General features: G+C 33.0%; 12 protein-coding genes. 3 read left to right on the top strand and 9 right to left on the bottom strand.

Going from position 1 to position 12,435, the window contains the following annotated elements; genetic code table 11:
- Positions 1 to 48 precede the first annotated feature (48 nt).
- From LBU54_RS10495 to LBU54_RS10460, 8 genes are all read right to left on the bottom strand, one after another.
- Positions 49 to 1,293, bottom strand: a complete 1,245-nt coding sequence (locus tag LBU54_RS10495) for an NRAMP family divalent metal transporter (RefSeq protein ID WP_224529150.1) — start codon at positions 1,291 to 1,293, stop codon at positions 49 to 51.
- Entirely contained in the window at positions 1,293 to 1,838 is a 546-nt protein-coding gene (locus LBU54_RS10490; protein ID WP_224529147.1) for an RNA polymerase sigma factor, read from the bottom strand. Before LBU54_RS10490 ends, LBU54_RS10495 begins: the two co-directional genes overlap by 1 nt.
- The gene (locus LBU54_RS10485; protein ID WP_224529145.1) at positions 1,829 to 2,941 is read right to left on the bottom strand and encodes a glycosyltransferase; all 1,113 of its coding nucleotides are present in this window, start codon (positions 2,939 to 2,941) and stop codon (positions 1,829 to 1,831) included. The genes LBU54_RS10490 and LBU54_RS10485 overlap by 10 nt, the downstream gene beginning before the upstream one ends.
- Before the next feature lie 6 nt (positions 2,942 to 2,947).
- Positions 2,948 to 3,151 carry a membrane or secreted protein gene (locus tag LBU54_RS10480; protein ID WP_224529143.1) on the bottom strand — a complete coding sequence of 68 codons (204 nt, stop codon included), beginning with the start codon at positions 3,149 to 3,151 and terminating at the stop codon, positions 2,948 to 2,950.
- A 110-nt stretch (positions 3,152 to 3,261) separates the two neighbouring features.
- A complete protein-coding gene (locus tag LBU54_RS10475) occupies positions 3,262 to 4,053 on the bottom strand; it encodes an anti-sigma factor (RefSeq protein WP_224529141.1) in 792 nt (263 codons plus the stop codon).
- An 11-nt stretch (positions 4,054 to 4,064) separates the two neighbouring features.
- The gene (locus tag LBU54_RS10470; RefSeq protein ID WP_224529137.1) at positions 4,065 to 4,598 is read right to left on the bottom strand and encodes an RNA polymerase sigma factor; all 534 of its coding nucleotides are present in this window, start codon (positions 4,596 to 4,598) and stop codon (positions 4,065 to 4,067) included.
- 185 nt (positions 4,599 to 4,783) lie between these two features.
- Positions 4,784 to 5,797 carry a UDP-N-acetylmuramate dehydrogenase gene (murB, locus tag LBU54_RS10465; protein ID WP_224529135.1) on the bottom strand — a complete coding sequence of 338 codons (1,014 nt, stop codon included), beginning with the start codon at positions 5,795 to 5,797 and terminating at the stop codon, positions 4,784 to 4,786.
- Positions 5,797 to 6,987, bottom strand: coding sequence for a pyridoxal phosphate-dependent aminotransferase (locus LBU54_RS10460; RefSeq protein ID WP_224529131.1), 1,191 nt, complete (start codon positions 6,985 to 6,987; stop codon positions 5,797 to 5,799). The genes murB and LBU54_RS10460 overlap by 1 nt, the downstream gene beginning before the upstream one ends.
- Positions 6,988 to 7,158: 171 nt before the next feature.
- Between LBU54_RS10460 and LBU54_RS10455 the strand changes: the two genes are divergently transcribed.
- Entirely contained in the window at positions 7,159 to 8,457 is a 1,299-nt protein-coding gene (locus LBU54_RS10455; RefSeq protein WP_224529128.1) for a retropepsin-like aspartic protease, read from the top strand.
- Between the two features lie 30 nt (positions 8,458 to 8,487).
- Here the strand turns inward: LBU54_RS10455 and LBU54_RS10450 are convergent, their stop codons facing one another.
- On the bottom strand, positions 8,488 to 8,916 hold the full coding sequence (locus tag LBU54_RS10450) for a DUF1573 domain-containing protein (RefSeq protein WP_224529125.1): 429 nt from the start codon (positions 8,914 to 8,916) through the stop codon (positions 8,488 to 8,490).
- A gap of 185 nt (positions 8,917 to 9,101) precedes the next feature.
- On the opposite strand from LBU54_RS10450, the gene LBU54_RS10445 reads away from it, so the two are divergent.
- On the top strand, positions 9,102 to 11,738 hold the full coding sequence (locus LBU54_RS10445) for a valine--tRNA ligase (protein ID WP_224529120.1): 2,637 nt from the start codon (positions 9,102 to 9,104) through the stop codon (positions 11,736 to 11,738).
- Between the two features lie 492 nt (positions 11,739 to 12,230).
- Positions 12,231 to 12,428, top strand: coding sequence for a PLDc N-terminal domain-containing protein (locus tag LBU54_RS15450; RefSeq protein ID WP_224529118.1), 198 nt, complete (start codon positions 12,231 to 12,233; stop codon positions 12,426 to 12,428).
- Positions 12,429 to 12,435 lie beyond the last annotated feature (7 nt).

Below are 12,435 nucleotides of genomic sequence, written 5' to 3'. Positions count from 1 at the left end.
TTTTCAATTTCAATGAACAAAGATACGAAGTAATAAATTAAAAAACTCTTAAAGTGTTGTTAGGTACCAAACACTGAAGCCTATTAGAAAACTTACACCAAGCCATGATAATATTTGTAACATTTTTGTTGGACGCCATTTTTTCGGAGTGTGTTTACTGGTAATTAGTTTTAGATTTATTATCGCGTAGAAGGGCGCAGTTATAAAGGACAAAATGGTTGCAATCTTGATTAACAAACCCATTTCAGAGGCAAACATAAAAAAGATAAATAAGGTACCTAGTGTTAGCATGAGAATCCAAAAAAGATATCCTTTTTTGAAGGTTTTATTTAGCAGTAGTTCAATACTCGAGGTCATGGCTCTTGGAGATGCATCTAGTGTTGTTAGTGTCGTACTGAACATAGTGGTTAGTGCAGCAATTCCAATTATGGCAAAGGACCACTTACCCAATGCTGTTGTATATAGTTCGATAAGCTGATTTGAGAATGCAGTAGCCTGATTGCTAAATGTTTCACCAGAACCGTTCATAACCAAATAGCCCAATGTTAAAAATGAGATCCCTAGAAAAATCGTACCAATATAACCAATGTTGAAATCCAATAAGGCTGTTTTGGGAGAGAAGGCCTGTTCGTTTTTCTTTTTTTCTACAGCCCATATGGAGTGCCATACCGAAATATCTAAGGGTGCTGGCATCCAACCCATAAATGCTATTAAAAAAGCTATTTCTGTAGTATTTTTTGGTAAAATCTGTGTAAAAGCGATAGTCTTATTTGTATCTAAAAAAGCGAATGTTACAGCGATAAGTGTACTTATCGTAAGAATTAGAATGATAAATTTTATGAGTTTATCCAATGTTTTATATCGCCCCAAGAATAAAATAAAAAGGCAAACAAGCAATACAATTAACGTCCATATTTGAAGACTTGTGACTCCCCAATGGCCATCTCCTAAAAGGTTAATGTCGCCAAATAATGAATGAGCTAGGCCTGCGGTAACAATAGTAACGGCAGTTTGTATTGTAAACATTGTTGCTAGATTAAGGATAAAATAAATTACCAAAATTCCTTTTCCTAATTTGTAATAGCCATGTAAAAGATTTTCGCCTGTAGCCGCCGCATACCTTGGCCCATATTGGAAGAAAGGATATTTAAAGAGGTTAACTAATAGTAGTGCCCATAATAAACCTAGCCCAAAGTCTGCACCAGCTCTTGTAGATTGAACAAGATGTGAAACGCCTATTGCCGCACCTGCAAATAATAAGCCTGGCCCTAGTTTTTTAAGTCCCTCAAACACTAATTTTTAGTTATTATTTCAGCAAGTAGCTTCTTAGCTCTAAGTAGTTTTACCTTTATGTTGCTCATAGGTTCATCTAATTCCTCTGAAATTTCTTTATAGCTTAACTCCTGAAAGTATCTGAGATTTATTACTTCCTGATAATGTGGTTTTAATTTTTTTATATCGCGCAAAAGGTTTGTTAAGTTCTGTTCAGTTATTATTTTGTCTTCTGGAGATGGTGAATCGTCAATAATATCTATATAATTATCCTCGTTGTCCTTGGATGTATTGCGCAAAGACCTTTTCTGGGATCTAACTAGATCAATATGAATATTCTTAGAAATGGTTATTAACCAGGTCTTGAAGTTATACTTTTCGTTGTAGGTATTTATTTTGTCAAAGGCTTTGGAAAAGGATTGTATGGTGATATCTTCTGCATCATTTTCATTTTTTGTGCGTTTTAATTGAAATGCATAAACGTCGTTCCAAAAGGAGTCTAGAAGAAAGTTAAATGCAATTTGATCATTTTTTTTTGCCCTGCTAATCGCCTCTTTTATTTCCAATGCTTAGGTTTAGATATTAGATTAGTAATAAAGATAAATAATTGGGTGATAACTAGAAATAAATCTAGAATAGGAATAAGTAGAATAAGGTCTTTTTCCAATAATTTGTTTGAAGATATACCTACAGAAGCATATTGCACAAATAACCGTAGACAAAAAAGGATTAGTACCAATTGCCAATTATCCATAATTAAAAAACAGAATAACGCTAAAATCCAAAAGGCCAGTTGGCTAATGTAAAATAAACCTAGTAAGGCCTTGTGTTTTACTTTGTATAGTCTAGCGGTGCTGACATGTCTTCGCTTTTGGTAAAACCAATTATTGAAGCTCGATTTTGGTTCTGATAGAGTAAAACTTGCTTTAGTGAAGCAAATAGCTGTATTTTCTTTGGTAGCCATTTCATTTATCAATAAATCATCATCGCCAGATTTTACATGCATATGATTATTAAATCCTGAGTTGTTAAAAAACAATTCTTTTCTGTAAGCCATATTTCTGCCAACACCCATGTAAGGCAAACCTAAAATCGCATATGAGAAATATTGTAGGGCAGTCATTAAAGTTTCAAAGCGAATAAGCTTATTTAACAGAGATAATGGCTTTTTTCTGTATGCACCATAGCCAAGAACAATTGATTTTGCATTCGAAAAGTGACCTGCGATATTGGCGAGCCACATATCGGAAACCGGCAGGCAATCTGCATCCGTAAAAATTAAAAAATCGTTTTTAGAAGCTTTAATACCAAGGGTAAGAGCATATTTTTTGTTGCCCCAAAAAGCTTCATTTTCTTTTACATCTACAATGGAGATGTTATCATTTTGATTTTTTAAAGTCTTCATTACTTCCAAGGTATCGTCGGAAGAACTATCATTAACCAATACAATTTCAAAATTGGGGTATTTTTGATTAATTAAAGCCGGAAGATTTTCCTTTAAGTTTTTAGCTTCATTTTTGGCACAAACAATTATTGAAACAGGAAGGTTTTGTTTTAGCCTCTTTTCTGCAGGTTTAGTTGCAAATGCAAATAGAAAGGATAAATAATAGATGACTTGAATACTAACTATTGCAATAAAAGCTACAAATAGCATAGTAGAAAAGCTCATTAAGGACTATATATGTTGTGGTTCGTTACAGTCTTTAAATTGGTCTGGTGTTTTTCCGCAAAAGCCACATGCATCTCCATCTTGATTCAGCATTGGATTCTGACTCGCACAAGTTCCTGCAAATTTACCGTCTTTTTTAGCCCAAATTTTTATTGCAATGCCGGCTACAGCGAGTGCCAGCAAACCTAAGGTGAGAAGTAATAATTTCATATCAATGCTTAAATTCATTGCAAAGATAAAACAATAAATTAATGTTTGGTTCTATATAGAAAACAAAAAAGGAGCGCCATCGCGCTCCTTTAATATATTGTATTTACCCATTAATTATCTTTCAGGGAAATTTCTGCAACCTCGGTGTTATTTTCATTGGTTTCTTCACCTTTCTTACCAATTTTGATACTCAATGCCAACGCATCTTCCATGTATGGAATTTGTTTCAACTTGCGGTCAGATTCATCCAAGATTCCTAAGTTAACCATTCTATCCTGTAACTCAGCCCAAATTTGATAATGCTGCTCCTCTGGTAATTGAGGTAATGTAATTACATCAATCATAGAGGTTTTATCAACGGGATTTATATATGCCACAGTTTTTAAATTCTTTGCTCTTTCATTACCCGTCATAACATACTTCTTAGCATCAGGATTATTTAATTTCATTAACATATCTGACAATTCACCTAATTTTGCATTATTGTTTGCAATATCACTTCTTAGATCAAAAATCTCATCAATAACAACATTATTCTCATCTAATAAATTCTGATTTCTTTGATATAAAAAGAATGAAGTAACCGCAAATAAAACTGCTGCAGCGCTTGCTGCGATACTATACCATGACGTTCTTTTGTGCTGTACTAATTGAATAACCTTTGTTGGATTTTCATCTTCAAGTGTATTCATAATATCTTTTAGTATATGTTTAGGAACATCTACAGCACCAGCTTTAGCAATTATTTCTAAATTTTTCTGAAGTTTATCATAAGCTGAAGCAACTTCAGGATATTCGGAAATAAAATACTCAACTTCTTGGGTTTCTTTTATAGTTGTCTCGCCTACCAAATATTTATTGAGTAGGTCTGACTTTAAAAAAATTTGTAGTTCTTTTTCCATTTTAAAACCATTTAAGGGTCGTAAACTTTTTTAAGCTCACGCAATCCGATTTTTAATCTAGATTTAATAGTGCCAAGCGGAATATCTAATTCGTCACTCGCCTCTTGTTGTGTCATACCTTGAAAAAACAAAGCATCTAAAACAATTTGGTACTTTTCTTCTAGGCGCCCAACATGCTCTTTAATATCCAAGACATCTTGGTTTAAATTGCTTGAAGGTAAGATATATACGTTTGAAGTATCAATTTGGACTTCCTTCTGATATCTATTGTTGAAACTTCTTAGTTTATCTATTGCGGTATTTCGTGCAATTCTAAATAGCCATGTAAACAATTTGGCTTTTCTAGGATCGTATTTTCTAGCGTTTTTCCATACCTTAACGAATGTTTCTTGCAAAGCATCTTCTGCTATTTCTTCGTTTATCGTAATTTTTAAGATAACACCATACAAACTTGTAGAATAGTGCTCATACAACAAATTAATTGCATGTTTGTCTTCATTTTGAAGCAATTCTATGATCTTTTGTTCTATTGGTGTAATACTCAAAATATTATATATCTATTTAAAACATCCAAATTACGGTTATATGCGTAAATATACTTAAATACGTTTTTAACGTTAAAAATGTTGTAATAATTTAGAATAATTTTTTCTTCGTAAAAAATTGGTTAATAGCATATTAGAAAATTATTCTAAATCCAAAAGCCACATGGTTAGTTGTGGCTTTTGTGTTATAAAATATTAACCTCAGTTTCGATTTTTATATTAAACAGACGCTGAATAGTTGTTTTAATTAGCGTTGCTAAATTGTAAATGTCACTTCCTTTTGCTTCACCATAATTGACTAGAACCAAGGCTTGCTTTTTGTGAACACCGTAATTTCCAAATCGTTTTCCTTTAAAGCCTGCTTTCTCGATTAACCAACCAGCTGGGACTTTAACTTTGCTCTCTGAAATCTGGTAGAATGGCACATCCTTAAAATTATTCTTCAATTCGTTAAAAGCTTCTTTAGAAATAACAGGATTTTTAAAGAAACTTCCGCTATTTCCAATTTTGCTAGGATCTGGTAATTTACTTTGTCTAATCTTTATAACGGCCTTTGAAACATCTTGAATTGTTGGTTGTACAATTCCTATAAACTCCAGCTGATTTTTAATGGCGCCATAATCTAAATTAAGTCGATGATTTATTCTAGTAAGCGTAAGGGTAACACTTGTTATAATATATTTTCCTCTTAAATCTTGTTTGAAAATAGATTCCCTATAGCCAAATTGGCAATCTTTCTTTGTAAAAGTCTTAATTCGTTGCGTTTTAATTTCAATTGCCTCGCAACTAACAAAAACATCTTTTAACTCAACACCATAGGCACCAATATTTTGAATTGGTGCAGTACCAATATTTCCCGGTATAAGGGATAGATTTTCGATGCCGCCAAAGTTCTTATTTAAGCTCCAAAGGACAAAGTCGTGCCAATTTTCTCCAGCCATTGCTTTGACCTTTACGGAATTTTTATTTTCTTCAACAATATCAATTCCTTTAATATTAATATGCAATACAGGGTCCTCGATGTCTTTTGTTAGAAGCATATTGCTTCCGCCTCCAAGAATGAATAATTCTTTAGAGCTGTTTTCTTTGAGGTAAACCGATAATTGTTTAACATCGGTTATGTCAATATAGGATTTGGCAGTAACATCAATGCCAAAGGTATTAAACGGTTTAAGGGAAACATTTTGCTTTACTTCCATTAATCTTTGTACACTTTTAAGGCTTCAGCTATTACCTTTACAGCAATTCTCAAACTATCCGCATTTAGTACATAAGCTATTCTAATTTGATTTTCACCAACACCTGGGGTAGAATAAAATCCTGCGGCAGGAGCCACCATTACCGTATTATTTTCATAATCAAAAGACTCTAATAACCATTTTGCAAAATGATCAGCATTTTTAACAGGAAGCTCGGCAATACAATAAAAGGCACCATTTGGTTTTGCAACTTTTACACCTTCAATTTTTTCTAGCTCACTAATTAAAACATTACGACGTTTTACGTATTCTTCTATTACATCGTCAAAATAGCTTTGTGGAGTATCTAAAGCTGCCTCACTTGCAATTTGTGCTAATGTTGGTGGGCTTAATCTTGCCTGAGCAAATTTCAATGCCGTTTGGATGACCTCCTTATTCTTTGAAACCAAATAACCAATTCTTGCGCCACACATACTGTATCTTTTTGACACGGAGTCTACTACAATGGCGTGATTCTCTAAACCTGGTTCCTGCAGGATAGAATAATGTTCAATACCGTCATAAACAAATTCGCGATAAACTTCATCAGCGATTAAGAATAAATCGTGCTTTTTGACTATTGAGGCAAGTTTTCTAATTTCTTCTTTAGAATACAAATAACCTGTTGGGTTTCCAGGATTACAAATAAGTATAGCCTTAGTTTTTGGAGTAATTAGCTTTTCAAATTCTTCAATAGGAGGTAAAGCAAAATTATCTTCAATTTTAGAAATAACAGGTACTACTCTAATTCCAGAAACTGTAGAGAATCCGTTATAATTGGCATAGAAAGGCTCTGGTATTATGATTTCATCATTCTCATCCATGGTGCTTCCAAATGCAAATAATAAAGCTTCACTTCCTCCAGTTGTTACGATTAGATCCTCATGGGATATTTCAATATTATTGCGTTTGTAATAATTGGCAATCTTTTTCCTGTAATCTTCAGACCCTTCAGATCTAGAATAAGCCAATATATCTAAGGAATGAACCTTTACTGCATCAAGTGCAATGGTTGGTGTTTTTATATCAGGCTGGCCAATATTTAAATAGTAAACTACTTTACCTTTTTTATTTGCTTCTTCTGCATAGGGCACCAATTTCCTGATAGGAGATTGAGGCATATTTATACCTTTATTCGAAATCTTTGGCATTTTCTCTTGTTTATAGTGCAAAGGTCTTAAAATTCTTAAAGTTTATTTAAAAAAATATCCTTAAAAATTGTTCTCATTCAAAGATTTGTAACTTCTGACATATTACTGTTTGTTTTGAAACGCTGTATTTGTCATTTTGTAATCTGTTTTTGCGTGCTTATTTGTGAATCTTTGAGTGCGCAGGGCGAGTTTGTGCAGAATGGAGAGGTTGGAAAGAAAATCAATTTTGAGTTTATTAGTAACCTAATAATCATACCTATAGAGGTTAATGGGGTTGAATTATCATTTGTGTTAGATACAGGCGTTAGCAAGCCTATTCTTTTTAATCTTTCTGAAAAAGACTCATTAGACCTAAAGAATGCTAAAACCTTTTACCTACATGGTTTAGGAGCTGAAGGGAAGTTAAAAGCATTGAGATCTTCAGAAAACACCTTTAAAATTGGAAATGCAGTAAGTAAGAATCAAGATTTATATGTTGTTTATGATGAGGCCATTAATTTTACGCCAAGAATTGGGGTGCTGGTGCACGGTATAATTGGTTACGATGTATTTAAGGACTTTGTTGTTGAGGTTAATTATAGCGCAAAATATATAAGGCTTCATGCAATAAATGCATTTAAGCCAAAAACATCAAAAAAATGGAAGGCAATACCGATGAAAGTATATGCTAAAAAACCCTATGTAGATACGCAGGTTACTTTAAACAAAACAAGGCACGATGTAAAACTATTAATAGATACAGGTAGTAGTGACGCGTTGTGGCTTTTTGATGACACTGAACGTGGTATAATTGCAAGGCCAGATATGAAATTTGAGGATTATTTGGGTCAAGGACTTAGCGGTTCTATTTATGGAGAGCGATCAAAAGTTGATAATTTTAAAATAAGCGACTTTGAAATGGATTATGTCAATGTGGCTTTCCCTGATTCTATTTCGGTAGATAAAACTAAAATGTTTAAGGAAAGAAGTGGTAGTTTAGGAGGTGATATTCTAAAACGATTTAACCTGTTTTTTGATTATAAAAATGAAACGTTGTACCTAAAAAAGAATAGTTATTTTAAAGATCCATTCACTTATAATAATAGTGGTATTGTATTAGAGCATAACGGTTCTATGTTTGTAAAAGAAGAAATAAGAATCCCGTCCTATGACAACTACGGTGATGACAACAATAAGAGTTCTGTTCAAATTAACTTTACCATCAATTATATTATGAAGTTAAAACCTGCATATAAAATTGTTGAATTACGTAAGTCATCCAACGCTTATTTGGCAGGCATAAGAGTGGGTGATATACTTATAAATATCAATGGAAAACACGCTTATGATTTTAAATTGCCTGAGATTAATAAAATATTTCATGGTAAAACCGGAAAAACGATACGCTTGCGTATAGAACGGAATGGAGAAAGCATGTTGTTCAAATTTAAATTGGATGATGCTTTCAAAAAAAATGAGCCCTCAAATTGAGTGCTCATTTATGCATAATCTATAGTGTGATTATTGTTCAATCATACTTTTACTTTTCTTCTCTAATACACTCGTTTTACTAGGATCTACAACAAGTCCTTTAATCTTAAGTGCAACTGTAGGTCTTTCTGCGTTTGATATTACAGTAATAGTCTTTCTAATAGGATTCACTCTGTTAGTGTCATACTTTACTTCAATCTCACCAGATTCTCCTGGCATAATTGGGCCTTTTGGTTTTTTAGGTACCGTGCAGCCACAAGTTGATTTAACATTAGAAATAATCAGTGGAGCGTTTCCAGTATTTGTAAATTCAAAAACTCTAACACCATCAGCACCCTTTTCGATTGTACCGTAATCAATAATCTCAGTCTTAAATTCAATCTTTGCTACTTTTTTTTCTTGAGCATAAAGACCAAGGCTCATCATCCCGATAAACAAAATTGCTATTAATTTTTTCATCACTTAAATTTTAATTGATACTTTCAAAGCTACTTACTTTTTTAATCTCTTCAAAATATATTAGATGTAATGCATTGTATTTAACAGTATTTCGTAGCCATACTGCACATTCATACCCTAATTGTTTTTCAAAAAAAGAAATATAAGTACTTTTGTCAGTTACTTAGCAAAAACAATACCAAAACATGGAAATCCCTTCAAAATATAATGCATCATTAGTAGAGAAGAAATGGTATGATTACTGGATGGAGCACAATTATTTTCATTCAGTTCCCGATGATAGAGATCCTTTTACTATCGTGATTCCGCCGCCAAATGTTACAGGAGTGTTACATATGGGGCACATGCTTAATAATACTATTCAAGATGTTCTGATTCGTCGTGCTCGATTGTTAGGCAAAAACGCATGTTGGGTGCCAGGAACAGATCATGCATCCATTGCGACAGAGGCTAAAGTGGTTGCAAAACTAAAGGAACAAGGTATTGATAAACACAAATTATCTCGAGAGGCCTTCTTAAAGCATGCATGGGAATGGAAAGAGGAGTATGGAGGCGTTATATTGGAACAACTGAAAAAATTAGGATGTTCATGTGATTGGGATAGAACCAAATTTACCATGGATGATGATTTAAGTGAATCAGTAATTAAAGTATTTGTTGATTTATTTAACAAAGGCTTGATTTACAGAGGATACAGAATGGTTAATTGGGATCCTGAAGCTAAAACTACCTTATCGGATGAAGAAGTGGTTTATGAAGAAAAGCAAGGCCACCTGTATTATTTGCAATATGATTTGGTAGATAGTGATGATAAAGTGATCATCGCAACAACGCGTCCTGAGACCATTTTAGGTGATACGGCTATCTGTATCAATCCAAATGATGAACGCTTTACACATCTAAAGGGCAAACAAGCTATTGTTCCAATTTGTAATCGCATAATTCCAATAATTGAGGATGATTATGTAGATATAGAGTTTGGTACGGGTTGTTTAAAAGTAACTCCAGCCCATGATGTTAACGACAAGGAATTAGGAGAAAAATACAATCTAGAAGTCATTGATATTTTCAATGATGATGCGTCTTTAAATGGTTTTGGATTGCATTACGAGGGTAAAGACAGGTTTGTCGTTCAAAAAGAAATTGTAAAGGAACTCAATGAAAAGGGTTATTTGGTTAAAACCGAAGATTACCTAAACAAAATTGGTAAAAGTGAGCGTACCAAAGCCGTTATAGAACCAAGATTGAGTGATCAATGGTTTCTGAAAATGGATAATCTGGTAAAACCTGCCATTCAGTCAGTTTTGATTGATAGGGATATAAAATTCTTCCCCAAAAAAATGGAGAATACCTATAGACACTGGATGGAGAATATTCGAGATTGGAATATTTCCCGTCAATTGATATGGGGACAACAGATTCCGGCTTACTATTTTGGCGATGGAAAGGATGATTTTGTTGTCGCTGAAACCAAAGAGGAAGCTCTAAAACTTGCTCAAGAAAAATCGGGAAATTCTAATCTGAAGCTAAATGATATGACTCAGGATTCAGATGTGTTTGACACCTGGTTCTCTTCTTGGCTATGGCCAATTTCTGTATTTGATGGTATTAGAGACCCTGACAATGATGAGATAAACTATTATTATCCAACAAACGACCTGGTTACAGCACCAGACATAATTTTCTTTTGGGTGGCTAGAATGATTTTTGCTGGCTATGAATTCAGAGGTGATAAGCCGTTTGAAAATGTTTATTTTACTGGATTAGTAAGAGATGGAAAAGGAAGAAAGATGTCTAAGCAACTGGGCAATTCGCCTGATGCTTTAAAACTTATTGAAAAGTATGGAGCTGATGGTGTAAGAGCGGGAATGCTATTACTTAGTTCTGGAGCTGGAAACGATTTGTTGTTTGATGAGGTTAAATGTAATCAGGGTAAAGCCTTTGCCAACAAGATTTGGAATGCTTTTAGATTAGTACAAGGATGGGAGATAAGTAAAAGTATAGATCAACCATTTTCTAGTAAAATTGCTATTGAATGGTTTGCATCCAAATTTCAAAAGACTTTAGATGAAATTGATGATCATTTTAGTAAGTATAGATTATCTGATGCTTTAATGGCAACCTATAAATTGATTTGGGATGATTTTGCTTCTTGGTTGCTCGAGATTGTGAAGCCAGCCTACCAACAACCAATCGATAAAAAGACACGAGATAGTGTAATTTCAATTTTTGAAGATCTTTTAAAGATTCTTCATCCATTCATGCCTTTCCTTACTGAAGAAATTTGGCAATATATCGAGGATAGAAAGCCTAGTGAAGCGTTAATCGTCTCAAAATGGCCTACAAAAACATCCATCAATGAAACATTAATTTCAGATTTTAACTTTGCGTCCGAGGTAATTTCGGGAATTAGAAATATTAGAAAACAGAAAAATATTGCTTTTAAAGAAGCTATTGAATGTTTAGTTATCAATAACGAAAATATCAATAACACCTTTGATCAGGTTATTATAAAACTTGGAAATCTATATAAGCTGGAGTATGTGAATACAGCTATTGATAATGCCTTGACCTTCAGAGTTAAATCAAACGAATATTTTATTCCAATTGGAGATAATATTGATGTTGAAGCTGAGATAAAAAAACTTACCGAAGAACTCAATTATACTGAAGGATTTTTGAAATCAGTTCAGAAAAAACTTTCTAATGAGCGTTTTGTTAAAAATGCTCCAGAACAAGTTGTGGCTTCCGAGCGAAAAAAAGAAGCAGATGCAATTGCCAAAATTGAAACTATAAAGGCTAGTTTAGAGAGTATAAAATAGTTAAATATTCTTTAAAATAGTAAATTCAGTTCAGGTCCAATTTACAATTGATTGCAGGTATTCCGACCTATAAGACACTGTTCATTATTATTATTTATGATTATTATAAAAAACATTTATAATAGTATATAAAAAATTATATTCATATTTGTATTATCGGTTTAATAGAACTAGCTATTTTGTCTTTTTTAGGGACATTAAACGGTAAGGTTTTATTAATATTTTATCCACTGAAATACTGACAAATGCGAGTCAGAATATTTAATTAGGAGGGAAAAGTTGTAGAAAGAGAATATGGCAGACATATTTAAATTTGTTATTTGATAGGATGTGGATGCCTTAAAATCACAAAATTTATAATCTAATTAACGTTGCCAGAAGTAATTACTTTATCAATGTTAATAGACATAAATTAGTATTCATATCTCAAGAATTTTATTTTAAAGAGTTAGTGCATAAAAACTTGAGATGTGAATATAAAATAAAGACACCATGACATTGGTAGATACAGGATTGGTAAATTTTTTCATAGGTTGTTACATACTAATTATCCTGCTACTGTGTATCGTTGTGCTTAGATCGCAGATAAATCTAAAAGATAAAGTAATTTGGTTAGTATTATTACTGTTTTTGCCGGTCCTTGGTGTCTTCTTTTACATAATATCAATTACATTTAAGGTAGCTTCCTAAATGTTTT

The organism is Winogradskyella alexanderae, from assembly GCF_020166335.1.
GTDB classification, from domain to species: domain Bacteria; phylum Bacteroidota; class Bacteroidia; order Flavobacteriales; family Flavobacteriaceae; genus Winogradskyella; species Winogradskyella alexanderae.
The sequence above is the reverse complement of the archived record's forward strand: the minus strand, read 5'-3'. Positions and strand labels throughout refer to the sequence as shown.

Coding starts and splice junctions, on each gene's coding strand:
- LBU54_RS10475 (WP_224529141.1), bottom strand. CDS start 4,053: ATGGAAAAAGAACTACAAATTTTTTTAAAGTCAGACCTACTCAATAAA.
- murB (WP_224529135.1), bottom strand. CDS start 5,797: ATGGAAGTAAAGCAAAATGTTTCCCTTAAACCGTTTAATACCTTTGGC.
- LBU54_RS10485 (WP_224529145.1), bottom strand. CDS start 2,941: ATGAGCTTTTCTACTATGCTATTTGTAGCTTTTATTGCAATAGTTAGT.
- LBU54_RS10450 (WP_224529125.1), bottom strand. CDS start 8,916: ATGAAAAAATTAATAGCAATTTTGTTTATCGGGATGATGAGCCTTGGT.
- LBU54_RS10445 (WP_224529120.1), top strand. CDS start 9,102: ATGGAAATCCCTTCAAAATATAATGCATCATTAGTAGAGAAGAAATGG.
- LBU54_RS10460 (WP_224529131.1), bottom strand. CDS start 6,987: ATGCCAAAGATTTCGAATAAAGGTATAAATATGCCTCAATCTCCTATC.
- LBU54_RS10480 (WP_224529143.1), bottom strand. CDS start 3,151: ATGAAATTATTACTTCTCACCTTAGGTTTGCTGGCACTCGCTGTAGCC.
- LBU54_RS15450 (WP_224529118.1), top strand. CDS start 12,231: ATGACATTGGTAGATACAGGATTGGTAAATTTTTTCATAGGTTGTTAC.